The organism is Pseudomonadota bacterium (assembly GCA_030860485.1).
Classification (GTDB): domain Bacteria; phylum Pseudomonadota; class Gammaproteobacteria; order JACCXJ01; family JACCXJ01; genus JACCXJ01.
In genome coordinates this window covers 1-24,287 of sequence record JALZID010000234.1, presented here as the reverse complement: position 1 = coordinate 24,287, position 24,287 = coordinate 1, and the positions used below count along the sequence as shown (strand labels likewise).

The 24,287-nt window shown below is 65.7% G+C and carries 25 protein-coding genes; 13 read left to right on the top strand and 12 right to left on the bottom strand.

Annotated elements, in window-relative coordinates:
* The first annotated feature begins 604 nt into the window (after window positions 1–604).
* The 9 genes from hfq (at window position 605) to M3461_14385 (ending at window position 8,948) form a co-directional block, all read left to right on the top strand.
* Window positions 605–853, top strand: coding sequence for an RNA chaperone Hfq (gene hfq / locus M3461_14425; GenBank protein MDQ3775454.1), 249 nt, complete (start codon window positions 605–607; stop codon window positions 851–853).
* A 49-nt stretch (window positions 854–902) separates the two neighbouring features.
* Window positions 903–2,204: a GTPase HflX gene (gene hflX / locus M3461_14420; GenBank protein MDQ3775453.1), complete on the top strand. Its 1,302-nt coding sequence runs from the start codon at window positions 903–905 to the stop codon at window positions 2,202–2,204.
* Between the two features lie 48 nt (window positions 2,205–2,252).
* Window positions 2,253–3,419: an FtsH protease activity modulator HflK gene (gene hflK, locus M3461_14415; GenBank protein ID MDQ3775452.1), complete on the top strand. Its 1,167-nt coding sequence runs from the start codon at window positions 2,253–2,255 to the stop codon at window positions 3,417–3,419.
* Window positions 3,420–4,292, top strand: a complete 873-nt coding sequence (gene hflC, locus M3461_14410) for a protease modulator HflC (protein ID MDQ3775451.1) — start codon at window positions 3,420–3,422, stop codon at window positions 4,290–4,292. It abuts the gene before it with no gap.
* Window positions 4,293–4,358: 66 nt separating this feature from the next.
* Entirely contained in the window at window positions 4,359–4,544 is a 186-nt protein-coding gene (locus tag M3461_14405) for a DUF2065 domain-containing protein (protein MDQ3775450.1), read from the top strand.
* A gap of 273 nt (window positions 4,545–4,817) precedes the next feature.
* On the top strand, window positions 4,818–6,014 hold the full coding sequence (locus M3461_14400; protein ID MDQ3775449.1) for an ATP phosphoribosyltransferase regulatory subunit: 1,197 nt from the start codon (window positions 4,818–4,820) through the stop codon (window positions 6,012–6,014).
* A gap of 17 nt (window positions 6,015–6,031) precedes the next feature.
* Window positions 6,032–7,324, top strand: coding sequence for an adenylosuccinate synthase (locus M3461_14395; protein ID MDQ3775448.1), 1,293 nt, complete (start codon window positions 6,032–6,034; stop codon window positions 7,322–7,324).
* Window positions 7,325–7,365: 41 nt separating this feature from the next.
* Window positions 7,366–7,815, top strand: a complete 450-nt coding sequence (locus tag M3461_14390) for a GNAT family N-acetyltransferase (GenBank protein MDQ3775447.1) — start codon at window positions 7,366–7,368, stop codon at window positions 7,813–7,815.
* 164 nt (window positions 7,816–7,979) lie between these two features.
* Entirely contained in the window at window positions 7,980–8,948 is a 969-nt protein-coding gene (locus M3461_14385) for a phosphate ABC transporter substrate-binding protein PstS family protein (protein ID MDQ3775446.1), read from the top strand.
* A gap of 3 nt (window positions 8,949–8,951) precedes the next feature.
* Here the strand turns inward: M3461_14385 and ettA are convergent, their stop codons facing one another.
* Window positions 8,952–10,625, bottom strand: a complete 1,674-nt coding sequence (gene ettA, locus M3461_14380; protein MDQ3775445.1) for an energy-dependent translational throttle protein EttA — start codon at window positions 10,623–10,625, stop codon at window positions 8,952–8,954.
* Between the two features lie 61 nt (window positions 10,626–10,686).
* Here ettA and msrA point away from each other — a divergent pair, with 61 nt between their 5' ends.
* Window positions 10,687–11,352: a peptide-methionine (S)-S-oxide reductase MsrA gene (msrA, locus tag M3461_14375; protein ID MDQ3775444.1), complete on the top strand. Its 666-nt coding sequence runs from the start codon at window positions 10,687–10,689 to the stop codon at window positions 11,350–11,352.
* 256 nt (window positions 11,353–11,608) lie between these two features.
* On the opposite strand, the gene M3461_14370 is transcribed toward msrA, so the two are convergent.
* The 7 genes from M3461_14370 to M3461_14340 all read right to left on the bottom strand — a co-directional run bounded on the left by M3461_14370 (window position 11,609) and on the right by M3461_14340 (window position 16,738).
* The gene (locus M3461_14370; protein ID MDQ3775443.1) at window positions 11,609–13,255 is read right to left on the bottom strand and encodes a tetratricopeptide repeat protein; all 1,647 of its coding nucleotides are present in this window, start codon (window positions 13,253–13,255) and stop codon (window positions 11,609–11,611) included.
* 70 nt (window positions 13,256–13,325) lie between these two features.
* A complete protein-coding gene (locus tag M3461_14365; protein ID MDQ3775442.1) occupies window positions 13,326–13,928 on the bottom strand; it encodes a hypothetical protein in 603 nt (200 codons plus the stop codon).
* A gap of 195 nt (window positions 13,929–14,123) precedes the next feature.
* Complete coding sequence (locus M3461_14360) at window positions 14,124–14,717, bottom strand: Uma2 family endonuclease (GenBank protein ID MDQ3775441.1); 594 nt, start codon at window positions 14,715–14,717, stop codon at window positions 14,124–14,126.
* Window positions 14,718–14,790: 73 nt separating this feature from the next.
* The gene (locus M3461_14355; protein ID MDQ3775440.1) at window positions 14,791–15,090 is read right to left on the bottom strand and encodes a helix-turn-helix domain-containing protein; all 300 of its coding nucleotides are present in this window, start codon (window positions 15,088–15,090) and stop codon (window positions 14,791–14,793) included.
* Window positions 15,087–15,377 (bottom strand): hypothetical protein, encoded by a 291-nt coding sequence (locus M3461_14350; GenBank protein MDQ3775439.1) that lies wholly within the window; start codon window positions 15,375–15,377, stop codon window positions 15,087–15,089. Before M3461_14350 ends, M3461_14355 begins: the two co-directional genes overlap by 4 nt.
* A gap of 145 nt (window positions 15,378–15,522) precedes the next feature.
* Complete coding sequence (locus tag M3461_14345) at window positions 15,523–15,831, bottom strand: cupin domain-containing protein (protein ID MDQ3775438.1); 309 nt, start codon at window positions 15,829–15,831, stop codon at window positions 15,523–15,525.
* A gap of 112 nt (window positions 15,832–15,943) precedes the next feature.
* A complete protein-coding gene (locus M3461_14340) occupies window positions 15,944–16,738 on the bottom strand; it encodes a phosphodiesterase (GenBank protein MDQ3775437.1) in 795 nt (264 codons plus the stop codon).
* Between the two features lie 137 nt (window positions 16,739–16,875).
* On the opposite strand from M3461_14340, the gene M3461_14335 reads away from it, so the two are divergent.
* Together M3461_14335 and M3461_14330 are read left to right on the top strand one after the other, a co-directional pair.
* Window positions 16,876–17,547 (top strand): class I SAM-dependent methyltransferase, encoded by a 672-nt coding sequence (locus M3461_14335; protein MDQ3775436.1) that lies wholly within the window; start codon window positions 16,876–16,878, stop codon window positions 17,545–17,547.
* 38 nt (window positions 17,548–17,585) lie between these two features.
* The gene (locus tag M3461_14330; GenBank protein MDQ3775435.1) at window positions 17,586–18,404 is read left to right on the top strand and encodes a DUF1345 domain-containing protein; all 819 of its coding nucleotides are present in this window, start codon (window positions 17,586–17,588) and stop codon (window positions 18,402–18,404) included.
* A 56-nt stretch (window positions 18,405–18,460) separates the two neighbouring features.
* On the opposite strand, the gene folP is transcribed toward M3461_14330, so the two are convergent.
* Window positions 18,461–19,321, bottom strand: a complete 861-nt coding sequence (folP, locus tag M3461_14325; GenBank protein ID MDQ3775434.1) for a dihydropteroate synthase — start codon at window positions 19,319–19,321, stop codon at window positions 18,461–18,463.
* A complete protein-coding gene (locus M3461_14320) occupies window positions 19,318–19,797 on the bottom strand; it encodes a CDP-archaeol synthase (GenBank protein MDQ3775433.1) in 480 nt (159 codons plus the stop codon). Before M3461_14320 ends, folP begins: the two co-directional genes overlap by 4 nt.
* A 323-nt stretch (window positions 19,798–20,120) precedes the next feature.
* Between M3461_14320 and M3461_14315 the strand changes: the two genes are divergently transcribed.
* Complete coding sequence (locus M3461_14315) at window positions 20,121–20,468, top strand: hypothetical protein (protein ID MDQ3775432.1); 348 nt, start codon at window positions 20,121–20,123, stop codon at window positions 20,466–20,468.
* Window positions 20,469–20,489: 21 nt separating this feature from the next.
* Here the strand turns inward: M3461_14315 and M3461_14310 are convergent, their stop codons facing one another.
* Both M3461_14310 and M3461_14305 read right to left on the bottom strand, forming a co-directional pair.
* Window positions 20,490–23,690 carry a hypothetical protein gene (locus M3461_14310; protein MDQ3775431.1) on the bottom strand — a complete coding sequence of 1,067 codons (3,201 nt, stop codon included), beginning with the start codon at window positions 23,688–23,690 and terminating at the stop codon, window positions 20,490–20,492.
* 305 nt (window positions 23,691–23,995) lie between these two features.
* On the bottom strand, window positions 23,996–24,287 hold a 292-nt coding region (locus tag M3461_14305), incomplete at its 5' end, for an SPOR domain-containing protein (protein ID MDQ3775430.1).

Below are 24,287 nucleotides of genomic sequence, written 5' to 3'. Positions count from 1 at the left end.
ACGAGGCTGTCGATCGAGTTGAAACGGCTGAACGGACGCAGCTCGAAAAGTGGGAGTCCTCACATGGGACCCCGAGGGAAAACAAGAAGGGATAATCTGTAAAGTTATTCAAGGGACACTACACTAGCCCGCATTTCTCACCACTGCCCGTCGCGAGACCGCCGAGGCGCCGTCTGGCGGGCCGCACGGACTGAAAGACGGTGAAAGCCTAGCTGAGCCGACCGCCAAGGCCGAGCGGATCGGCGGCCGCAGTAGGGGTGGTGGTGAGAAATGCGGGCTAGACGCCCCGGTCCCTCTGGAGCATCCCGCACGGCAGGATGTTCTCGTGCATCGCGGCGGTGCGCTCGGTCGCTGCCCGGAACAACGCCCGGGGCACGGGTCTAACTCCCTCGACGCGCCTGGGATCGAGTACAATTCCGGCGCAGGGGTGTTGTCGGCTCGCGGGGGCCGCACAGCATCCCTACCGGGCCGCACGGATCCCTACCGGGAGGATACCCGGCGGGATCGTCGCAGCTGGCGCCGATCGTTGCGCCTTCGGGACCGCCATACCGTGTGGGGCCCAGCACCGAAGAATTCAAAGACGAAACGAGCAGGAGTCTTCTTTATGAGCAAGGGGCAGTCACTCCAAGAGCCGTTCCTGAACGCCTTGCGCCGCGAGCATGTGCCGGTGTCGATCTACCTGGTGAACGGCATCAAGCTGCAGGGCCAGATCGAGTCCTTCGACCAGTTCGTGGTGTTGTTGAAGAACTCGGTGAGTCAGATGGTCTACAAGCATGCGATCTCCACCATCGTCCCTTCGCGCAACATCAAGCTCCCGAGGGAAGATGGGGAGGGGGAAGAGGCGCAGCCCTAGCCCATAGGCCCGTTCGCCGGCCACCGCGCCCTAGGCGGTCGAACAGTTCTTGTCTCAACGACCTCAAGCCCGGCAACGTGCTGTCCTGGTCGACCTCGACGCCGGGGACCCGGCGCGAGGAGGGGCGCTTGCCGAGTTTCGAGACCTGGTGCGCTCGGCCGGAGTCACCGAGGTGGCTATCGTGTGCGGCACCGGGAAGCCCCCGGCGCCGCGCTATTACGCCGGCAGCGGCAAGGCCATGGAGATCAAGCAGGCGGTCCGCCAGGCGGGCGCCGATGTGGTGCTCTTCAACCACGAGCTCAATCCGGGCCAGGAGCGCAATCTGGAACGTCTCGTGGAATGTCCGGTCGTCGATCGCAGCGCCGTGATACTGGATATCTTCGCGCAGCGGGCACGTACCTTCGAGGGCAAGCTCCAGGTCGAGCTGGCGCAGTTGCAGCATCTCTCCACGCGCCTGATACGGGGCTGGACGCACCTCGAACGCCAGAGCGGCGGGATCGGTCTCAGGGGCCCTGGAGAGACCCAGCTCGAAACCGACCGCCGCCTGATCAAGCGCCGCATCCAGCAGCTTCGCAGTCGATTGGAGACGCTCCGGCGGCAGCGCGCGCTCGGCAGAAAGGCGAGGCGCCGCGCGGGCCTCCCGACCGTGCTCCTGGTCGGCTATACCAACGCCGGGAAATCGACCCTGTTCAACCGCCTGGCCCGGTCCTCGGTGTATGCCGCGGACGTCCTGTTCGCGACGCTCGACCCGACCTTGCGGCGCGTCGAGCTTGCGGAGGCGGGTCCGGTGATCGTCGGGGATACGGTGGGCTTCATCCGTGATCTACCCCACGAGCTCGTCGCCGCGTTTCGCGCCACGCTCGAGGAAGTAGGCGACGCCGATCTCCTGCTGCATGTCATCGATGCCGGCGCACCGCTCTGCGAACAGGCCGTACAGGTCGAGGCCGTGCGGCGCGTCATCGCACAGATCGGCGGCGCGGAGCTCCCCCTCATCGAGGTGTACAACAAGATCGACCGCGTCCCGGCCCGCGTTGCCGCCATCGAATCCGGTGCCGAGGAGGGCTCGACGCGCGTCTTCCTCTCGGCCGCGGAAGGGGTCGGCCTCGATCTCCTGTGCCGGGCAATCGCGCAGAGGTTCGAGGGCGGGCGTTACTATCGCTGGCTGAACCTCCCGGCGCGGGCCGGCCGGCTGCGATCCTGGCTATACAATCAGGGTGCGGTGCGGGAGGAACACGCCGACGAGCGCGGTGGCTGGTTCTTGAGCGTCATGGTGGGCCCGCGGGAACAGAGACGCCTGTCACGATTCGACGTCGTGGAGCAAGCTTGCGGCGCCCCGGCCAGGTCCGTATGATACCGGCCACAGTGACGAATCGAGACGACATCGATGGGGGCCCAGCCGATGGCTTGGAATGAACCCGGGGGGGGTCGCCGCGACAAAGACCCCTGGGGAGGACGCGGTAACGGCAGCGGGCCGCCCGATCTGGATGAGGCGTTCCGTAAGCTTCAGGCCAAGATCAAGGGCTTGTTCGGCGAGCGGGGCCCGATCTCGGGTGGTGGCGGAGGCGGCGGTGGTAGCGGCGGCTCACCCGCATTGTGGATCGTGGCCCTCGTCGCCTTGGTGGCGTTCGCGGTTTACCAGTCCGTTTACGTCATCGAGGCCGCCGAGCGTGCGGTGGTGACGCGCTTCGGCGCTTATATCACGACCCTCATGCCCGGTCTCAACTTCCGCTGGCCGCCGCCTATCGAGCGGGTGGAGAAGATCAATATCGATCAGATCCGGTCGGTGGGCCAGAAAGGCGCGATGTACACCCAGGACGAGAACATCGTGGATGTCGAGCTCAACGTGCAATATCGCGTGAGCAGCGTCGAAGACTTCGCCTTCCTGGTGGTTGGTCCGGACGCCACCTTGGAGCAGGTCATGGAAAGCTCGGTGCGCGGCGTCATCGGGGAAAACAAGCTGGACTTCATCATGACCGAGGGTCGTATGCAAGTCGCAGCGGACATCCGCGAGGCGATCCAGGACCTCGTGGATCAGTACCAAGCCGGTGTGGAGGTCACGAGCGTCAACATGCAGCCGGCCAGGCCACCCGAGGAGGTCAGGAGCGCCTTTGACGACGCCATCAAGGCCCGTGAAGACGAGCAGCGTTACATCAACGAGGCCAAGGCCTATGTCAGCGAGGTCCTGCCCAAGGCGGAAGGACAGGCCGCCCGCCTCCGGGCCGACGCGGAGGGCTATAAATCGCAGGTGATCGAGCAATCCCAGGGTCAGACGAACCGCTTCACACAGGTCCTCGCGGAGTACGAAAAGGCACCGGGGGTGACCCGCGAGCGGCTCTATCTGGAAACCGTGGAGTCCGTCCTGTCCAACTCTCCGAAGGTGTTGCTGGATGTCGAGGGCGGCAACAATCTGGTCTATCTGCCGCTCGACAAGTTCTTCGGGCACGCGCCGGGGTCCCCGGAGACCGTCGCGCTGCCACCCCGATCCGGCGCGGAAGCGGAGCCTCTGGCCTCCGATCAGGCGCCCGCGCCGCGCGCCGACGTGCGCAGCCGCGAGAGGACCCGTTAGATGCGCGGCCGGCCTCTCCTGATCGTGGCGCTCCTGCTCGTCGTAGCCCTACTGGGCTGGGGCATCGTGTTTACCGTAGACCAGCGGGAGTTCGCGATACTGCTGCGCTTCAAGGAGATCCAGCGCTCGGACTTCGAACCCGGCCTGCATTTCAAGATCCCGTTCATCAACGATGTCGTAAAATTCGAAAAACGCTTGATGAGCCTGGACTCCCCCCAGCCGGAGCGCTTCCTGACCAGCGAAAAGAAGGACGTCATCGTCGATTCTTTCGTGAAGTGGCGGATCGCGGATGTCGAGAAATACTACAGGCGCACCCAAGGGGACGTGCGGCGCGCGGGTCTGCTCCTGTTCCAGCAGATAAACGACAGTCTGCGCGGGGAGTTCGGCAGGCGCACGATCCGGGAGGTGGTCGCCGGCGCGCGCGGCGGTGTCATGCAAAGCGTCACCGAGGCGGCGCGCGCCAAGGGCGATGAGCTCGGTGTCACAGTCGTCGATGTCCGCACCAAGCGCATCAATCTCCCGGAAGAGGTCAGCAGCGCCGTCTATGACCGCATGCGGGCGGAACGCGAACAGGTGGCGCAGGAGTTTCGTTCGCGCGGCGGCGCCCAGGCCGAGACCATTCGGGCGAATGCCGATCGGCAGCGGACCGTGGTCCTGGCCGAGGCCTATCGGGATGCCGAACAGACCCGTGGGGCCGGTGACGCGCGTGCCGCCGAGGTGTACGCCGCGGGCTATAGTCGCAATGCGGAGTTCTACGAGTTTTACCGCAGCCTCATCGCCTATAAGACGAGCTTCGCGAAGCACCAGGACATCTTGGTGCTGGACCCGAAGTCGGAGTTCTTCCATTATTTCAAGAAATCCACCGCGCCCTGAGACGGTGGCTGGGGGACAGTCCGGCTGAGGGTGATCCGTGCCCCGACCCGCCGGTGGTGATGAATCATGTGGCGCCAGTTCCTGGTCGCTGTCGGTCTCATGCTGGTCCTGGAAGGCATCCTGCCCTTCCTGCATCCCGATGCCGCCCGGAGGTTCCTGCACGAGGCCTCCAAGCTCGACGACCCTACGCTCCGGTTCCTGGGTCTCAGTTGCATGGTGGTGGGTGTCTTGGTCTTGTACCTGTTCAACTGAGACTTGTTAAAAAACCGTAACGAGCGAAGGGAGGGCGTTCCGCCAGAGCGCAGGACCGTTTCGCCGGGAGCGAAACGGAGCGCAAGCCCCGAAGGGGCGAGTCTCAAGGATGAGACGAGCAACCGGAGTGTAGCTTGATCTACACGCGAGGGAAATACATGACGATTCCGAGCACCGCCGGGAAGCCAGGGCCAGGGAATGGCCCTGCTTGGCGCGCCGAGGACGCAACGCGAGATCGCGAGCGCAGTAGTTTTTTTCACAAACTCTGAGAGCATGACTGTCGAGGACCGCTGGCTGCTCCCCGAGGGCGTCGGGGAGGTGCTGCCGCCGGAGGCGGAGCGCTTGGAGACGCTACGGCGCGCGATCGTCGATCTATTCCAGAGCTGGGGCTACGACCTCTGTGTTCCACCCCTCATCGAATACCTGGAATCGCTGCTCACCGGGACCGGACGCGACCTCGATCTGGAGACCTTCAAGATCACGGACCAGATGAGCGGTCGGCTCATGGGGGTGCGCGCGGACATGACCCCACAGGTGGCGCGCATCGATGCCCACCGCCTCAAGCGCGAGACCCCCACGCGCCTGTGCTATCTGGGCCCGGTCCTGCGCACCCGGCCAGCCGGCCTCGGCGGCTCCCGCAACCCGTTGCAGATAGGCGCCGAGCTCTACGGCCATCGCGGTCTGGAGAGCGATGTGGAGGTCGTGTGCCTCATGCTGGAGACGCTCGAGACCGCCGGCCAGGACGGGATCTGCGTCGATCTCGGGCACATGCAGGTGTTCCGCGCGCTGGCTGATCGGGCCGGTCTCGATCGCGAGCAGAATGGCTTGCTGTTCGACGCGCTGCAGCGCAAGGCCGTGCCCGAGATCAATGATTATCTGGAGCGGTGGCGTGTCCCGCCCGAGATCGCCCGGCCTATTTCCGCATTGCCCGAGTGGAACGGCGATGCCGAGGTGCTCGACGTGTCCCTGCGCGCCCTCTCGAGAGCGGGCCGCGAGGTCCGGGCAGCGATCCATGACCTTGGCGAGATCGGTGCGCAGGTGCGCGAGCGGTATCCCGAGGTCCGAATCCATTTCGACCTCGCCGAGCTGCGTGGCTATCACTACCATTCCGGCGTCATGTTCGCCGCCTACACGGCGGGGCAAGGCCAGGCCCTGGCAAAAGGCGGCCGTTACGACGATATCGGCGCGGTCTTCGGGCGCTCCCGACCGGCAACCGGCTTCAGCACTGACCTCAAGCTCCTGGTCGGCGGCGCCGCAGCCACGGATCGCCCGCGGCCGAGCGTCTTCGCCCCCTGGCCCACGGACCCCAGGCGCACCGACCCCAGGCTCACGGACGTCATCGGGCGACTCCGGGCAGAGGGCAGGCGGGTGGTGTACGGCCTACCGGGCCAGGTGGGGGGGGCCGCCGAAATGGGCTGCGGTGAGCAGCTCGACCTCTGCGACGGGCAGTGGGTCTTGAACCCCGTCTAGACCGGAGGGGGAGGGCGATGGCCAGGAACCTCGTGGTGGTCGGCACCCAGTGGGGCGACGAGGGGAAGGGCAAGGTCGTCGATCTCCTCACCGAGCACGTGGGTGCGGTGGTGCGGTTTCAGGGGGGTCACAACGCCGGACATACCGTGGTCATCGACGGCACCAAGACCATCCTGCACCTCATCCCTTCCGGGATCTTGCGCGACGGGGTGCGCTGCCTGATCGGCAACGGCGTCGTGGTCTCGCCGCAGGCGCTCTGCGAGGAGATCCGCATGCTGGAGCAGAAGGGCGTCGTGGCGCGCGGGCGCTTGTTCGTCAGCGAGGCCTGTCCGTTGCTCCTGCCCTACCATGTGGCGCTCGACCAGGCGCGCGAAGAGGCCCGCGGCACAGCCGCCATCGGCACCACCGGGCGTGGGATCGGACCGGCCTACGAGGACAAAGTGGCGCGCCGCGCCCTGCGGGTTGGCGATCTCCTCCACCGCGAGCGCCTCGCCGCTAAGCTCGGCGAGGTCCTCGACTTTCACAACTTCGTTCTCAAGCACTTCTACCAGCGTGCCCCGCTGGACTTCTCGGCGGTGCTCGACGAGGCGCTGACCTTGGCCGAGGCCATCACGCCGCTCATCGCGGATGTCACCGAGCTGTTATTCGAGCATCAAGCGCGCGGCGACAACGTCCTGTTCGAGGGGGCGCAGGGGACCCTGCTCGATATCGACCATGGAACCTACCCCTATGTGACCTCGTCGAACACCACGGCCGGCGGGGCCGCGACCGGCTCCGGGGTCGGCCCGCGGTGCTTCGATTACGTGCTCGGTATCACCAAAGCCTACACCACCCGCGTGGGCTCGGGCCCCTTTCCCACGGAGCTGTTCGACGCGATGGGCGAGCACCTGGCGCGCCGCGGACATGAGTTCGGGGCCACCACCGGCCGGCCGCGGCGCTGCGGTTGGTTCGACGCCGTGGCCTTGCGCCGGGCCTGCCGGATCAACAGCGTCTCGGGGCTTTGCATTACCAAGCTCGATGTCCTGGATGGCCTGGATACCATTCGTGTCTGTACCGGGTATCGCTACCAAGGGCGGTTGCTGGCCACCGTACCGGCGGGTGCCGAGGCCATCGCCGGCTGTGAGCCGCTCTACGAGGATCTGCCGGGCTGGACCGCTTCGACCAGCGGTCTCACCGAGTACCAACGGCTGCCCGTAAGCGCCAAAGCCTATCTGGAACGCCTAGCGGCGATCACCGATTGCCCGATCGACCTCATCTCGACCGGCGCCGATCGCGCCGAGACCATCGTGCTCAAGCGGATCTTTGATTGACTCCGGCGGTTGATCGGGGCGATGGGCCGCATACTGGAATCATGGAAATAACAAAAGCCACCAAAGAAGACATTCCCGGGCTCTGTGAGCTATTAGGGTTTTTGTTTGCACAGGAAGCCGAGTCCCAACCGGACCGCTCCTTGCAATCAGCCGGCTTGCAGAACATCATTGATTTTCCGGAGCGTGGCCAAATTCTGGTCCTTCGTGAATGGGGCTCACCTCTGGGCATGATTAACCTGCTTTTTACAATCAGCACTGCTCTTGGTGGCCGAGTGGCCATCTTGGAAGATATGGTTGTGCATCCCGATCACCGCGGGAGTGGTGCGGGGTCGAAGTTACTACAAGCGGCCATTGATTTCGCCAAGTCTGTCGGCTGTCGTCGACTTACGCTTCTTACCGATCAAACAAATAAATCAGCTCAACGATTCTATAAACGACATGGATTCACCCTTTCGGAGATGGTGCCTATGAGGTTATTGTTAGAGCATTAATTCCATGTCCAGCCCAACAAGGGCATCAGGCGACCGCCTACGGCGGCGCCTGATGCCCGGCGATGGACTGCGGCGCGGGCGATGGTGAACGGCTCCGGTTGTCACCGAACCGTCACACGGCGACCCGATACTGGCGCTTTACCGCCATGAACGGAGCACGAGTCATGAAGTACTATCCCGCGATCCTCGCAACGAGCGTTGCCCTTTTCGGTTCGCATGCCGTCCTGGGAGCGGATCAGGTCGACCCCAGCCTGAAGGACTACAGCAAGGCCAGCGGGGTCTCGGGCACCCTGTCGAGCATCGGCTCGGACACCCTGAACAACCTCATGACATTGTGGACCGAAGAGTTCAAACGCCTGTATCCCAACGTCACCATCCAGGTCCAGGGCATGGGGTCTTCGACCGCCCCGCCGGCGCTTACCGAGGGCACCGCCAACCTCGGCCCGATGAGCCGGGTCATGAAAGACGTCGAGACCGAGGCCTTCGAATCCAAGCACGGCTACAAGCCCACGGCCGTGCCCGTCGCCATCGATGCCCTGGCGGCTTACGTACACAAGGACAACCCCATCAAGGGCCTGACCATCCCGCAACTCGATGCCGTGTTCTCGGCGACCCGCAAGTGCGGTTACGGCGAGGATATCACCCATTGGGGCCAGCTCGGATTGAGTGGCGAATGGGCGTCCCGCACCCTGCAGCTCTATGGCCGCAATTCGGTGTCGGGGACCTATGGTTACTTCAAGGAAAACGCCCTGTGCCAGGGTGACTTCAAGGACATCGTCAACGAGCAACCCGGCTCGGCCTCGGTGGTGCAGGGGGTGACCAAGTCCATCAACGGGATCGGATATTCCGGGATCGGTTACAAGACCTCGGGCGTGCGTGCCGTCCCGCTCGCGAAGCTGGAAGGGGAGGCGCCGGTCGAGGCCACCTCGGAGAACGCCATCAGCGGCGCCTATCCGCTGTCGCGGTTCCTCTATATCTATGTCAACAAGCACCCCAACAAGGCGCTACCGCCGCTCGAGGGGGAGTTCCTGAAGATGGTGCTGTCCAAGAGCGGCCAGGGGGTCGTCATCAAGGACGGCTATATCCCCCTCCCCGGCACCGTGGCCGACAAGACGCTGGCCACCCTGTTCTAAACTCTAGCGGATGATGGGCTTGTAGCGGATGCGGTGCGGTTGCGCCGCCTCTTCCCCGAGCCGGCGTTTGCGATCCGCCTCGTAGTCGGTGTAGTTCCCTTCCTGCCATACTACCCGGCTGTCGCCCTCGAAGGCCAGGATGTGAGTGGCGATGCGGTCCAGGAACCAGCGATCGTGGGAGATGACCATCGCGGCGCCCGGGAAGTTGAGCAGGGCCTCCTCGAGGGCGCGCAGCGTCTCGATGTCGAGGTCGTTGGTGGGTTCGTCGAGGAGCAGCAGATTTGCGCCAAGGCGCAGGAGCTTGGCCAGGTGGACGCGATTGCGCTCGCCGCCCGAGAGGTCGCCGACGCGCTTCTGCTGGTCGGAGCCCTTGAAATTGAATCGGCCGACGTAGGCACGCGAGGGCGTTTCGTAGCTGCCGACGCGCAGGAGGTCCTGGCCGTCCGAGATCTCCTCCCACACGGTCTTCGCCGGATCGAGCGTGTCGCGCGACTGCTCCACATAGGCCGGGACCACCGTGTCGCCGATACGGATCTGGCCGGCATTGGGGGATTCCTGCCCGGTGATCATGCGAAACAGTGTGGTCTTCCCCGCCCCGTTCGGGCCGATGACCCCGGCGATGCCGCCGCGTGGGAGGCTGAAGCTCAAGTCGTCGATGAGCAGCCGATCGCCGAAGCGCTTGCCGATCCCCGCCGCCTCGATCACCAGATCGCCCAGGCGCGGTCCGGGCGCGATGTAGATCTCGTTGGTCTCGTTGCGGCGCTGGAATTCCTGCGAGGCCAGCTCGTCATAGCGCTTGAGGCGCGCCTTGCCCTTGGCATGACGGCCCTTGGGGTTGGCGCGCACCCATTCGAGCTCGGCCCGCATCGCCCTGAGGCGCGCTTGTTCCTTGCTCTCTTCCTGGGCCAGGCGCTGTTCCTTCTGCTCTAGCCACGACGAGTAATTGCCCTGCCAGGGGATCCCATGGCCGCGGTCCAGCTCCAGGATCCAACCCGCGACGTTGTCGAGAAAATAGCGGTCGTGGGTGACCGCGATCACGGTGCCGGGGAACCTCTCCAAGTACCGCTCCAGCCAGGCCACCGACTCCGCGTCCAGGTGGTTGGTGGGCTCGTCGATGAGCAGCATGTCGGGGTTCGAGAGCAACAGCCGGCACAGGGCCACGCGCCGGCGCTCGCCGCCCGAGATGCGCGTCACGTCGGCGTCCCAGGGCGGCAGGCGCAAGGCATTGGCCGCGATGTCGAGCCTGCGCTCCAGCTCCCAGGCCCCGGCGCTATCGATGGCCTCCTGCAGGTGGGCCTGCTCCTCGAGCAGGCGGTTCATGTCCTCCTCGCTCATGGGCTCGGCGAAGCGTGCCGTGATGGCGTTGAAGCGATCGAGCAAGGCCTTCGCCTCCCGCACCCCCTCCTCCACGTTGCCGCGCACGTCCTTGGCGGGGTCGAGCGCCGGTTCCTGCGGCAAGAAGCCGATGGAGATCCCAGGCATCGGGACCGCCTCTCCGTCGTGGTCGGGGTCGAGTCCGGCCATGATTCTCAGGAGTGACGATTTCCCCGAACCGTTCAGGCCGAGCACCCCGATCTTGGCCCCGGGAAAGAAGCAGAGCGAGATGTCTCGCAGGATCACCCGCTTGGGGGGCACGATCTTGCCCACGCGGTTCATGGTATAAACGTATTGAGCCATCGCTTATCCCCCTTCCGGTTCGGGCATTATCGCGGATCTACTAGAAGCACGGGAGGCCCTCATGACACGACTCGCCGACAAGATTTCGCTGCCGGCGCCCGGCTTGGCGCTGCCGGGCCGTGCCGTCGCCATGCCGGTCCCGGAGGCACACTTCGTCAACGGTCATCCACTCACCCCGCCGTTCCCCACCGGGATGGCCAAAGCCCTGTTCGCGCTCGGTTGTTTCTGGGGGGCGGAGCGGCGCTTCTGGGAGCTCCGGGGCGTCCATACCACGGCCGTTGGCTATGCCGGGGGCGAGACGCCGAATCCGACCTACGAGGAGGTGTGCAGCGGTCTCACGGGGCACGCCGAGGCGGTCCTCGTGGTCTTCGAGCCGGCGCACCTGCCCTATGCGTCGCTCTTGAGGTGCTTCTTCGAATCCCACGACCCGACCCAGGGGATGGGCCAGGGGAACGATGTCGGCACGCAGTATCGCTCCGTGGTCTTCGCCTATGACGAGGCGCAACGGCAGGCCGCCGTCGCGGCCCGCGAGACCTACCAGGCGCTCCTGTCCCGGGCCGGCTACGGCCCGATCACGACCGAGATCCGCGACGCACCGGCGTTCTACTACGCCGAGCCCTATCACCAGCAATATCTCGCCAAGAACCCCCGAGGTTACTGCGGCCTAAGCGGCACCGGGATCGCCTGCCCGGTCGGGGCGTTCGGCTCCGTCGAGGCGATCGACTGACCTCAGCGGGGCCGTTAAGTTGATCTCGTCCCGCGAAGCCGGGTAGCGCATTCACGACACGGGGTGCGCTCGGGACCGGTGCAGACCATGCCGGACTCCGGACTCTGCGTTCCATCGCTACCATGACCTGCCGAAGGCCGCGTCAGCGCGATCGGACTCCGGCCCGGTCGCCAGGGGCTCGTCATTGCCGCCCCAACACGGTCGCCGCGTAATCCTAGCTAGGGCGGGGTTCCAATTCCTCAGTCCAAATGGACGGTCAAGACTCGCACTCCCGCAGCGTCGCTCGGGCGCCTTCGAGGCGAGGCGAGCGAAGCCGGATGAGTATCTCCACCGCGCGCCGGGCGTGGGGCAGGGCCTCGGCGGGCTTGCCCTGCCGCACCAGGGCCTTGGCGAGGTGTTGGCAGTCTTCGGCGATCAATTCCTGGCGGCCCAGCTTTTCGGACAAGGCCAGCCCCTCCCGGGCCAGGGTCTCGGCCCCCGGCCAGTCTTCCCGGTCGAGCGCCAGCTCCGCCAGATTGCCCGTATAGTTGGCCACGCCAGACACTGCGTCGACCGCTCGGGCTATCCGCAGCGCCTCACGATAATCCCGGTCCGCCGCCGCCAGATCGCCGGATTTCTGCTCGGCTCGGGCGAGGCCGCTTAGGGCGGCGGCCAAATTCTCGCTCTCGGCGGACAAGCTGTGGTACAGTTCGACCACCTCGCGGGAGGCCGCGATACTGGCGGGGTAATCCGCCTTCAACTGGTGACCGAGGCCGCGCAAGTGGATAGCGAAGGCGCGCTCGGGGGCACTAGCCTTAGCGGTCTGCCAGTGCGCCGCCGCGCGGTCCGCACACGTCAGCACTGCGTCCGCTTGCCCTCGCAGATAGTGAACCCAGCCCGCATCATAGGTACGCTGACCGGCGCTCGCATGATCGCCCGTCGCCATGGCCTTGGCCTCCGCCTGTCGGCTGAGCGAGAGCCATTCATCCCAGCGGCCCGTGAATTCAAAAAACACGTGGAGCGCACTATACACGGTCTGGAGCCGATCATTCGGCCCGGCGAGGAAGAGCGGCAAGGCGGGGGCTACAGTGGGCCAGGCGGCATTGAGCACCGGGAAGCGGTCGTGTTTGCTGTAGCCGTTCTCCACGATCAGCGCATAGGCGCGCTGCTCCAGCCGATCGCCGGTTTCCGCGACGACTTCGGGCCGTTTGCGCCGCAGGAAGTCGGCGACCATCGGCACTAGGGCGTAGGCCGTCTCCTCCTGGTCGGGGACGACGAGGGAGCGGTTGGCGAGGGTGCGCAAGGCGGTGTCGACCGGCGCCTCGTCGAGGCCGGCTAGCTCGACGATGTGCTGTACTTTTGCCGGCAGGGTGAAGTAAGTGAGCGCCACGAGAACCTTCGTCTCGTTGTCGGTGAATTCCCGCGCGAGATCGCCGAAGATGAACTCCAATGGGTCGTTGTCCGGCGGGCAACTGCGCAGGAAGTGCAGTGCATCGGTGAAGGTGCGGCAGCTTCCGCGCCCGAGCTGCCCGGCCACCCAACGCAGGAGTAGCGGCTTGCCGCCGGTCTGCGTGTAAACGGCGATGCGGTCCGCCTCGCTGGTCTTCGCGAGCAGCGAATTGCGCCGGGCGAGGTCGGCGAGGATCTCGAGTGCTGCAGCTTGGTCGAGTTTTTCAAGGATTAGGAGCTCCGAGCCCGAGCCGATGCGGCGGCGGCTGGTGAGGATGGCCTTGCAGCCCTGCGGCAGGCGCTTGACGAAGGTGAAGAGCTGGTCGCGGTCGCCCTTGGTAAGGGATTCGAGGTTATCGAGGATGAGCAGCGCCTGCGCGGGGCGGACGGCGTCGAGCAGGAGCCGGATGCGCTGGTCCTGTGGCGCCTTCGCGATGTCGGGCTGCCCCAGTTCGCGGGCGAGTTCGTTGAGCATTTCGAGCAGCCCCCCGGCAGGATGAAGCCGGTGAGCTTGCGCACGCCGTCGTCGTCCAGCTCCCGGTCCTTCACCGAGAGGAAGATGATGCGCTGGAACTGGCCGGGCGGGCAGTTGTAGGCGGCGCGCACGGCGAGCGAGGTCTTCCCCATCCCGCCCGGCCCATCGATAAGCGCCCCCAGGTGCGGTTCTCCGGGTCGAGGGCCTCGCGGATCGCCGCGAGTTCCATCTCGCGCCCGAAGAAGGACTGGAGGCGGGGAAGGTTGTTCGGGATGGAGGTTTTCGGTGGTTCGCCTTTCTCGGGGTAGTACTCCCTGGGTTTGCCTTCGTTAATGGCTAGGCGTTCGAGGACGAGCTTGGCAACTTGTTCTGGCGTTTTGTGGTCGAGCTCGACGAAGCCAGCGTTTTCATGTAGGCCTTGGAGCTTGGCGTGTTCGAAGCGGCAAAGCATGATTTCACGATCTTTGCCGGACATTAGCATTCCGTGGATCGCGACCCATTCCAAGCCGCACCAATCTTTCGTACTGTAATCGGGACACACCACAACGACGATCAAGCCCGAGTGATCGTGGTAGTGTTCCTGCAGAAGTAGGCCGAGCTTCCAGTTCGCGAATTCGGCTTCGTGGTACTTGTCGTAGAGGATTTTGTCTTCGCTGAACTTTTTCGCGAGAATGGCGGCGACCTGGGCGACGAACGCTCGCTTTTCTCCGGCAAAGGAGAACGCGATGCGGAAACGTTTGTACTCATCTTAGCAGACATCCCCCATCCTTCGGCATATAGCCGAGGAAGACGTCGTATTGCGAGTCACTGAGTCACCGGCCATAGCGCTGTTCCATTTCTGTCCAGAACCCCACCCCTACGTTGAACCTCAAAGATCCGGTTTGGGCAGGCGCGAGACCAGAGGGTCCCACGCGATCACCACCCCCGGTAGCACGCTAACGGGGGTCGAGCCCGCCAATTCCTGCATCACGGGCTCACCGTACCGCCCATCCACTAAGCGGTAGGAGGTGAGCATCCGATCGGCCGGGTGCACGAGCCAGTATTCCCTGACGCCGGCACGCTCATAGGCGTGGCGTTTCAACAGGTAGTCGTGACTCGCGGTAGCCGGCGAGAGCACCTCGACCACGAAATCCGGGGCGCCACGCACGCCGCGTCGATCGAGCTTCCCCGCATCGCACACGACCAACACATCCGGCTGCACCACCGTGTCGACCTGCTCATCGACTTCCTCCCCCTTAGGCAGACGCACGTCCACCGGCGCGATGAAGGCCCGGCAGGATCTGCCCTCCAGGGAGCGCCGAAGTTGGAAGTAGATCTCCCCGGCGATGTCCTGATGGTCCAACGCCGGCGCGGGCGCCATGAGGTAAGCCATGCCGTCGATCAGCTCGTAGCGGACATCCTCGGGCCAGGCAAGATAGTCCGCATAGGTATGGTAAGCGTTATCACGCAGCGCGAGTGCCATACGAAGCCCCCATGTGCTTTCGGGGATCCCATTCTAGCCCGTGTTCAAGCGTCGCCACAGTAGTTCTCCCTCTTCATGCTCGCGCATCTACGAGATCGAGCCGGAGCCTCTTCCCCACAACCGAAGCGGCACGCTGCAACGTGCCGAGGTTAACGGCGGCATCTTCCGGATCGAGAAGGCGATCCAGGGCGGACCGGCTGGTCCCCATCTGGCGGGCCATCGCCGCTTTGCTCAGGCCCTGCTGTTTCATGGCCTGCTCAACCTGACGGGCGATGACGCGCTTGATCGCGGTATTGGTGCATTCTTCAAGAATGTCCTCCTCGTCAAGGAAGCCTTCAAACGAAGATCCGATATGAAGGTTTTTGCGTTTCATCTTTCCATCTCCTTCTTTCGCTTCAGAGCGAGGTCCAAGTCCGGCCTGGAGGTTTTCTGCGTCTTCTCCAGGAGGATCCGGGCGCTTTCAGGCAAGGTCGCGAGCACCGACCCGGCGAGCTGCCGCAGGCCGACCCGGCCGTCGCGCAGGCACGCGGCTGCGTCGTTCAGATATTCAAGCTGCTGGGTACGACCGGCGTCCGGGGCGGCGGATCGAACGCACCGAAAGCGCCACCAGCGGATCGGAGCCGGGCCGCAGAGTGACGACGTCCCAGCGCTGGACGACACGCGGGTCGTGCTGCTGCCCTGTCAACCCCTGCGGGGACAGGCGAAGCCGAAATGCATCGAACACCGCGTCGCGGTGTGGGCAATTCGCGCCCGCCGCGACCGGCGGAGTAGTCGCTGGGGCGCTCAGCGGCCCGCCCATGGCGGTTTAATCCCAAGCCGGTGACTCGACCCTTCGGTCGTCTTGGGCGCGCCAGGGTGGGCTCACGATGGCGGCGAACACCAAGGGGTTGATGCCCGGGTTCTCGATCCACTGCGTCTCGCCCGGTGGGATGAACACCAGATCACCCGCGCATACCGGTCGTTCCTCCCCGCCGATGTGCATCACCCCGCTCCCCGAGAGGAGATGATAGACCTCCGTCTGTTCGAGCCGGTGCGGATGGGTGCCCTGCCCCGGACCCACCACCGCGACGGCCAGCGAATAAGGGATATCCACCGCGTCGTTTCCGGGATGCAACAGCTCCTTGAGCCGACAGCCGTCGTGGGCCAGGATGGCCGCGCAGTCCGCGAGCCTTTTGACGAGCAGGGTGCCTCCCTTCCGATCGCGCCGTGTCGCGTGCAGAGCCGCGTCAGGACAGGCGCTCGATGCCGGTTTCCCAATCCCCGTCCGATCTCAGCAGGAACCAGCGATAGCCGGCCATCTCGAGGTCCTTCACGTGGCGTTCGGTCCTGGGCGTGAACTGGGCGCAGGTCGAGGGGGTGCCGAGTAAACGCAGCGTTCCACGCGCCTCATCGTAGGTTTGGTGGATATGACCGAAGACCACGGCCCGGACGTTCGGGTGGCGGTCGATGACCTCGAAAAACGCCGCGGCGTCGTCGAGGCACATGGTGTCCAGCCACGGGCTGCCGACCGGGACCGGGGGATGGTGCAAGAGGACCAAGGTCGGGGCATGGCCCGCGAAGCGCAGCAATCCCGACAGGGTGTCCTGCCCGCCGCGGCCGAGCGAGCCGCCTTCCCGGCCCGCGACCGCGCTCGACAAGAGCACCAGCTGCCAGCCCCCGAGCTCGGCCCAATCGGTGACATGGACGTTGTCGCCCGGCAGGACCGCCCGCAGGACCTCGGCGTCGTCGTGATTGCCGGGGATGCAGTGGGCCGGGACCGCGAGCGTCGTCAAGCACCCGCGCAGCCACGCGTAGGCGGCCTGGCTCCCATCGTCGCTGAGATCGCCGGTCAGCGCCACGGCGTCGGGCAGCCCATGCCGTGCTCGCATCAGGGCCACGACCTCTTGCAGGGACTCGCGGGTGTCGATCCCGTCGTAGGTGAAGCCGGCGTCGGCTCGGATATGACAATCGGTGAGCTGCACCAAGAGCCGTGTCCCGGCGGGGCGGTCGGTGCGAGACACCGTTTGGGGGGTAGTGGCCATCGGCCTCTGGCTCTCGAGGGTCTATCGACCGAGGGGTGTATCGACCATCCAGGCTATCGATCCTGCGGGGCTATTGATGACATCGGGCCCTTATGATACATGTCGAAGCGCGGTCGTGCCCGCTGCAGAGGATCACTGTGACCAACAAGACCATCCAGCTCACGGAGCGGCTTTACGAGTATCTCCTCGGCGTGTCGCTGCGCGAGCCCGAGATACTGCGGCGCCTGCGCGCCGAGACTTCGGCGCTCCCCGAGGCCGAGATGCAGATCGCCCCCGAACAGGGCCAGTTCATGGCGCTCCTGTGCGAGCTCATGGGGGCCCGGCGGGCGCTCGAGGTCGGAGTCTTTACCGGCTACAGCGCCCTGTCGGTGGCGCTCGCCCTGCCGCCCGACGGGCGGCTCATCGCCTGCGACGTCAACGCGGAATGGACCGCGATCGCGAGGCGCTATTGGGACGAGGCCGGGGTCGGCGGCAAGATCGACCTCAGGCTGGCCCCGGCCGCCGAGACCCTTGCCGCCTTGCTGGCCGGTGGCGGCGCCGGGAGCTTCGATCTGGCCTTCATCGACGCCGACAAGGAGGGCTACCGGGACTACTATGAGTTGTGCCTCAAGCTGCTCCGGCCGGGGGGGCTCATCGTGGTCGACAACGTCCTATGGTCGGGTCAGGTGGCGGACCCTGCGGTCCACGACCCGGCCACGGACGCGATCCGGCGTTTCAATGCGTTCGTACACGCCGATGAGCGCGTGCGCGTCGCCCTGCTCCCGGTGGCGGATGGGCTGACCCTGGCCTTGAAGCGGCCGACGAGCTGAGGGCTCGCTCCCGCGTGCTATGGAATAGCACCCGCGCGATGGCCGGTTCGTTTTGCGGCCCGCCATTTCCCTCGGCCCGCGATCCCCTCGGTCAGTCTCCGGGCGTAGGCCGCGACGCCAGCTACGGGCGTCTGCTTGTGACCCTTCTGGAGAAGAAGGACCTTGCCGTGATCCGATGGATCCTCGGGCGCGCCGCAATCTTCGACGCCCACCATCGCCTGGCCTATGCCGCGCTCGTCGCGGTGTTTGTGGCCTACGCGGCTTCGGGCCGCTGGCACATCGCGACCCACGCGATCGTGACGTGGAACGCCTTTGCGATCTGCAGCTTGGTACTCGCGTGGAACACCATCGTACGCGCCGATCTCAAGCATATCCAGCGTACGGCCCAGTCTCAGGATTTCGGACGGACGGTCATATTCGTCGTCGTCGTCATGGCTGCGGTCATGAGCCTACTGACCGTAGGACTGTTGCTGGGTCCCTCCAAAGACATCGCCGCGGCGCATTCAAGATTCCACATCGTCCAGTCAGCCATCGCGGTGGCAACCTCTTGGTGCCTGACGCACACCGTGTACACCTTTCACTACGCGCATCTCTTCTACTCTGCCACATCCCGGCAACCGCATAGCCGCAACGACCGGGGGCTCGACTTTCCAGGCGGCCCAAACCCCAACTACCTGGATTTCGCCTACTTTGCCTTTGTTATCGGAATGACTTGTCAAGTGTCCGACGTACAGGTGACCTCGCGGTCCATGCGTACGCTTGTGTTGATCCACGGCGTGCTGTCCTTTGGATTCAATACGCTGATCCTTGCCCTCAGCGTCAGCGTTATTGCTCAGATGCTCCAGCGGCCAGCATGAGCAACGCACCGACTCGGGAGCGGGCCGCCGCCCTGCCCCACGCCACCGGGGTTGTGTTACGTCGATAAACGCCTGCCTTGGTCGGCGTGCACGACGGCGTAGGCGACGTCGGCGGCCTGGCGGTTGGGCCCTACGTCGTGTACCCGGAACCACCCGACCCCGGCTCGCACCCCGAGCGCCGTCGTGGCGCAGGTCGCACCCACCAATCGCGACGGGTCCTCTGCGGCGCACACCGAGCCCATGAAGCGCTTGCGGCTCGCGCCCAGCATCACCGCATAGCCCGTGTCCACCAGGCGCCCGAGTCGGGCCACGAGGGTCAAGTTGTGCTCCCGAGTCTTCCCGAACCCGATGCCTGGGTCGATGATCAGGTTCCGGGGCGCGATACCGGCGGCCTCCGCGGCCCGGGCGCGCTCCAGCAGGAAGGCGCGCACCTCCTCGACCACGTCCTCGTAGCGCGGGTCCTCCTGCATGGTCGCGGGTGTGCCTTGCATGTGCATGAGGACGAGCGGCACCCCGCGGGCCGCCGCCACCCCGAACATGCGCGGGTCGTGGCGTCCGGCGGAGACGTCGTTGATGAGCGATGCACCGGCTCCGAGAGCCGCCTCCGCGACGTCGGCCCGGGTGGTGTCGATGCTGATCGGCACGTGCGGGGGGAGGCGGGTGCGCAGGCCCTCGATGACGCCGAGGACGCGCCGCGCCTGTTCCGCCGCAGGCACCGGCAGGCTCCCGGGGCGCGTCGATTCGCCGCCGACATCGATGACATCGGCGCCCTCCTCTGCCATGCGGAGCGCGTGATCGATCGCGGACCGTTGTTCCGCAAACCGCCCGCCGTCGGAGAAGCTATCGGGGGTGAGGTTCAGGATCCCGGCGATACGCGGCGACGGTCTCGCCGCGAGAGCCGGAAGACACCGCGTCAATGAGGCGTCTCGCGGACGTGGATCCGGCACAGGACCGGCGACAGCCCGACCGCGAGGACCACGAACATCCCGACCACCAGGGCGATATCAGCCACCGCGAGGCCGAGGCGGGGGGCGGCGACGAGTGCCGGCAGCAGGGACTCGGGGACCTGGTCGAGTCCGCGCGCCCGGCTGCTCGGCGGGAGCCCCATGCGCCGTTTGATGAAGCTGGTGAGGAGATCGCCTGCCACCGCGGCGGAGCCGATGAGCGCGCCGAGTCCCGGCGACAGTCCGAGACCTAGGGCGGCCAGCGTCGTCAACGAGACCGCGGCGATGACCCCGCGCACGGTCTTGGCGGTACCGAAGAACGGGCGTCCGTCCAGGAACCGCGCACCACCATCCACCGGATGAGCGAAGCGCGTCCCGAACAATGCATGCACCAGAACCGGGGCGCCGTTCGCGATCCAGATGAGCAATAGCAGCTGCAAGCTCGTCATAGCGCGGAGGCCTCTGTTGATTCGCCGCGGGGTGCCGCCGCCGACCGCAAGGTCGAATGATGCGCCCGTCCCTACGCGATGGCTCGTGTGCCGCTGCCTGTCCCTCCGCCGCGTCTCTCTGCGGCACCCCCTCACCGGGCATTGTAATGGGTTTGCAATGTAGAATGCATGACGCAGCGCAGCATGACGTTCCTGATCGGATCCAGGCCCCGGCCCGTCGTGCTTGTAGCGTGGGCTGTGTTTTCCTATCCTTGGAACCCGGGGCGCACAGACCTCCCCGAGAACCCTACCGTCATCGAACAGCCACTAGAGAGCATCGTCCTATGGAATTTACGCCCAAGAAGCTTCTCCTCGGCATCCTCTTCGTCTTCGGCATCGGTATCATCGCCGTGATGATGCAAGACAAAGATCCCCGCCAGATGGCCACCGACTCTTACATGCTGACCACGAAGGCCCTCACCGAGAATGCGCGCGAGGCCTGTCCGGAGGCGGTCCGCAAGCACACCAACGTGATCCTGGGCCTGCCGAACGACACGGTCAGCGACGGGGAACGCCAGGTGACCCTGAACTGGAAGGGCGGCGGCGCCGGCAATCCGCCGGTGGCCTGCACCTACGTCCTGGACAAGGGCGTCGTGGCGCTCACCATCGACGGCAAGCCGTTCGGTTCCTAAGGCGCCTCAGGATGCGCCCCATCACTTCACGAGCCTCAGGATATCCGCGACCCACGAAAACACCCCGGCTATGCCGGGGAACAGCGTGGCCAGGAGCGTGAGGAGGGGCACGACCCCGTAAAGCAGAAACTGCGCGACCAGCGGTCGATCGAAGGTGGTCTTGTTGGGCTCGGTCTTCTGGATCCGGGACAGCAGATCGTTTCGATTGATCTGTACCAGGACCCGCAAGGTCCAGCCGACCACGGTGACCGCGATCGCGAACAGGAAGGCGTTGAGGAGTTGCTGCGGCTGCAAGGGATAAGCGCCGTTGGCGAACAGCAGGAGTAGCAAGGCCAGCATCGCACAGGTCAAGAGATTCCACAGGTGCAGGAACACATAGTTGATGTACTGCGCCACATGGATGGCGATGAGCTCTTCGGCGCGGTCGAACCATACCTGGCGCGGGTCGTGGGTCGGCGCGGCGGGGGTCGCGAGATTGGCGGCCTCCGGGGCCGAGGTGAGGGGCGGCCGCAACCAGCGCTCGGTGCGGACGACCGCGGCGATCCGGGGCATCGCCAATGCCAGACGCCCATGGGTCGATTGGGTCGCCTCAAGCCCCGCCTCGGCCACCTCGCGCGCCGAGCCCCCAACGGTATTCACGACATCGATGTGATGGGCCAGGAGCTGGAAATACTGCCCCAGCAAGGGGCCGGTATGCGGCATCTCCGGTAGCGGATTCCAGCGAAACTGGCCGATGAGCCGCCGTGGCAGGCGCTCGAAGGCCCCCACCATGGGGTGCATGGAGAAATGCTGCAGGAGCTTCCGGAGCTCTCGCCACAGGACCGCGAACTGGCCATAGGACAGGAGCACCCCGAGGAGCAGCGCGCCCTGTGCCAGGACGAGCACGTAGTGCCACGCCCTGCTATCGATTGCCGGGATGACCCGCAAGAGGCCGAATGCCGCGCCCCCGAGGACGACGAAGAGCACAATGCTGGTCCATCGCCAATCGCTGCGCCAGGGGGCGCGGTAGGCGGCGTCCTCGATGGCGCCTTCGAGCGTACTGACTTCGCCCCAGCCCCTGTGCTCGGCCCCGGTATGATCCAGGCTGGACCCGAAGCGCTGCGCGAGGCGCTCTTGCAAGGCCGGCTCGGTGCGCCGCTCGCGCAGCAGTCGAAGGCGCTTGAGTTGGGCGAAAGCGAGGAGATAGGCTGCCAAAGTCACGAACAGGAGGGGGGTAAGCACGGAGACCCCACTCTGGAGGTTGGCGCTGCGGAGTGCGAACAACGCCCGTCCGACATTCGCGTCGTTCTCGACGGCCCGGACCCCGTCGAGGGGAGGCCCTGCGGGGCTGGCCCACCACCACAGCAAGCCCAGTAAGAACAGGACCACGGCCGGCGCCCAGAAACACAACCACTCCCAGCCGCTGACGCCGATCTGCCGCCACTCTGCGTACTGTCGGCCCCACACCCATACATGCGCCAGGAGGCCCCAGGTCACGAGCCAGCCCACGAGCTGGAAGTGCCGCGGTGCCACCAGGCGGTAGAGTCGTTCCGCTGCGGTGGGCGGCAGAGGGAGGGTGTTGACGTAGGTATAGGGGCTGCGCTCGTCCGCCGCGCGGTTCTTCTCGTCCCGCAGGAGATGGCGGTATCCGACCTCCGCCTTGAGCGGCCAGAGCGCCTCGTCGCCCACCACCGCGAGCCAGACGGCGGGCTGCTGCTCGGGCCGGCCGGGCTGCGACCCGAACGGCGCACCGTAGTCCACCAGCTCGCGGCGATCGAGCAGCGCGAGGGTGGCGTTATAGGCCCCCTGGGCCATATTGCGCGGGAACTGGAGGCGCTGGGTCGAACCCTGCCACGGGGGGCTCCACAACTGGTTGCTGTTGAAGAGCGGATAGGTGGAACCCACGATCATGCCTTTAAGGTAGGTGTTGTAATCGCGGTGGGCGTAGAGCAGATCGCTCTGCACCGTGAACAGTGCGACGTCCGGGCAATACTGACGGATGAGCCTGGCAAGATAGAGCTTGTCACGGGGATCGGTCGCGAGCAGGCCGACGTAGCGGTACTTCTCCTTCGAGATGGTGGACAGGAGATGGCCCAGCACCAGCTCGTCCGAGGGGTTGTGGATCCTCGGGAAGAAGGTCGGGAAGAGATCGCTCGGCGCGCCGAGCTCGTCGAGCCCAAGCCGCAATAGGCCCTGGCCGTTCGGCGTCGAAGCACCGGCCTTGTGGGATGCCTCTGCCCCGCCCGTAGTGCGTAGCCGGCCCAGGCGCATCGGGAAGGTCAGGACCATGCCCCCGTAGGCGGACTGGCCGTAGGACGTCCCGGCCTCGGCCAGGAGCGCGACTTCGCGGTTCAGATCGGCGCCCCGGTCTTCGAGGTGCCGGTATACGGCGTGGAGGATGGCCTCTTCCGGGATCACCGTGGCCTGAAAACTGACGGCCGGCCCAGGTTTTACCGACACCGACGCGCGTAACGGCTGCTCGATGATGTCCTTGTTCCCGAAGTCCGAGGCACTTCCCGAGATGATCTTGAAACGTGCCGTCGGGCAGGAATCCTTACTTTCCCACCAGCGCTCGATGGCGGCGCGCAGCGACATGGCCGACCCGGTGAAGGTTGGCGCCATGAGGCGTATCAGCGTCGTGGGTCCGCAGCCCTCGGCCGCGGCGGTCAAGGCACGTGACAGGGCTATCTCGCGGATGCCGAAGGTCGGGGTCTCGCCGATCAAGAAAAGGAGCAGCAGGCGCTTCTGGTTCCGGTTGCGGAAGACCACGAGCCCAGGCGCCTCGCGTGGGTCCACGGGGCGTGCGCCGCCGGCGTCCCCTGAGGCGCGCTCCCCGGCCCGCGCCGCGCAGTTCCAGGGTAGCACGTAACGGTCGCGGGTGTAGTTGAGCTGACCGGAGTCCGCGTCGCTTTTGGCGCCCGCGCTCTCGACCAGTATCTTGCGTTCTATGGCGCCCACGATCGCTTCGAGCTGCGCATCGAAGAGCCAGCCGGCCTGGGAATCGATCGGGTCCGGCACGGTGGCGATGATCACATCGCGCTGGAAGCCCTGGTAAAGGTCATCGATCTGTCGCAGGACCGCATCGCTGTCGCAGGTCTCGCCCCCCGCGACGCTCGGGTCCCGCGCCGCGGGCGCGTCGGCCCGTGCCTGGGTCGGGGCCCAACCACCCCCGCCCGGCGCATCGCCGAGCACGGCCACCGCGGCCAAGGCCATGATCGCCAGCAATGTCCCGTTTTCCCGCATTGTCGTCACCCCCCGATCGGCCCGGGAGGACGGCGCAGGCCGCGGGCTTCCCGGAGTAGCTTCAAAGTCTAGCGCGGCGGTGCCTGCGGATCTGTGAACTAATTCCGAACCATTTCCGTGAGGATCACCGATCCGCGCCACCCGCCGGGTTTGCCGCGGGAGCGCTTGGGACTTCGCCGCGGAGTCAGGAACCGCGACACCCGTTTCGAGCGATCGAGGAACGTGTGGTGCTTGCGGCAGTAGGGTGCGATGGCGGCTGCGGCTGCCGGAGACGGGTCCCTGGGGAGCGGGTGGCGAAATGCGGGCTACGGGTAGCGCACCAGGACCCCGTCGAGATTGGCCTGCTTCCGGATCTTCGCGCGCAGTGCCTCGGCCTGGTGGCGTACCCTCTCGGGCCCCACGCGCACCCGGAATACGCTGCGGGTCTTCACGGTGATGCGCTCGACGAAAGGCTGAAAGCCGAGCTTCTGTAAGCGATCACGCAGCTTCTTGGCGTTGGCCTTGCTGCTGAAGCTCCCGAGTTGGATCGCCCAGGTGGTGCCGACTCTATTGCCGGTCGGTGTGTCTTTTCGGGTGCGCGCCGTCTCTGCGTCTGCC

What these genes read in the sequence shown, in the direction of transcription:
- hfq (MDQ3775454.1), top strand. Translation starts at nt 605, where the DNA reads ATGAGCAAGGGGCAGTCACTCCAAGAGCCGTTCCTGAACGCCTTGCGC.
- hflK (MDQ3775452.1), top strand. Translation starts at nt 2,253, where the DNA reads ATGGCTTGGAATGAACCCGGGGGGGGTCGCCGCGACAAAGACCCCTGG.
- hflC (MDQ3775451.1), top strand. Translation starts at nt 3,420, where the DNA reads ATGCGCGGCCGGCCTCTCCTGATCGTGGCGCTCCTGCTCGTCGTAGCC.
- M3461_14405 (MDQ3775450.1), top strand. Translation starts at nt 4,359, where the DNA reads ATGTGGCGCCAGTTCCTGGTCGCTGTCGGTCTCATGCTGGTCCTGGAA.
- M3461_14400 (MDQ3775449.1), top strand. Translation starts at nt 4,818, where the DNA reads ATGACTGTCGAGGACCGCTGGCTGCTCCCCGAGGGCGTCGGGGAGGTG.
- M3461_14395 (MDQ3775448.1), top strand. Translation starts at nt 6,032, where the DNA reads ATGGCCAGGAACCTCGTGGTGGTCGGCACCCAGTGGGGCGACGAGGGG.
- M3461_14390 (MDQ3775447.1), top strand. Translation starts at nt 7,366, where the DNA reads ATGGAAATAACAAAAGCCACCAAAGAAGACATTCCCGGGCTCTGTGAG.
- M3461_14385 (MDQ3775446.1), top strand. Translation starts at nt 7,980, where the DNA reads ATGAAGTACTATCCCGCGATCCTCGCAACGAGCGTTGCCCTTTTCGGT.
- ettA (MDQ3775445.1), bottom strand. Translation starts at nt 10,625, where the DNA reads ATGGCTCAATACGTTTATACCATGAACCGCGTGGGCAAGATCGTGCCC.
- msrA (MDQ3775444.1), top strand. Translation starts at nt 10,687, where the DNA reads ATGACACGACTCGCCGACAAGATTTCGCTGCCGGCGCCCGGCTTGGCG.
- M3461_14370 (MDQ3775443.1), bottom strand. Translation starts at nt 13,255, where the DNA reads ATGCTCAACGAACTCGCCCGCGAACTGGGGCAGCCCGACATCGCGAAG.
- M3461_14360 (MDQ3775441.1), bottom strand. Translation starts at nt 14,717, where the DNA reads ATGGCACTCGCGCTGCGTGATAACGCTTACCATACCTATGCGGACTAT.
- M3461_14355 (MDQ3775440.1), bottom strand. Translation starts at nt 15,090, where the DNA reads ATGAAACGCAAAAACCTTCATATCGGATCTTCGTTTGAAGGCTTCCTT.
- M3461_14340 (MDQ3775437.1), bottom strand. Translation starts at nt 16,738, where the DNA reads ATGGCCACTACCCCCCAAACGGTGTCTCGCACCGACCGCCCCGCCGGG.
- M3461_14330 (MDQ3775435.1), top strand. Translation starts at nt 17,586, where the DNA reads ATGGCCGGTTCGTTTTGCGGCCCGCCATTTCCCTCGGCCCGCGATCCC.
- M3461_14320 (MDQ3775433.1), bottom strand. Translation starts at nt 19,797, where the DNA reads ATGACGAGCTTGCAGCTGCTATTGCTCATCTGGATCGCGAACGGCGCC.
- M3461_14315 (MDQ3775432.1), top strand. Translation starts at nt 20,121, where the DNA reads ATGGAATTTACGCCCAAGAAGCTTCTCCTCGGCATCCTCTTCGTCTTC.
- M3461_14310 (MDQ3775431.1), bottom strand. Translation starts at nt 23,690, where the DNA reads ATGCGGGAAAACGGGACATTGCTGGCGATCATGGCCTTGGCCGCGGTG.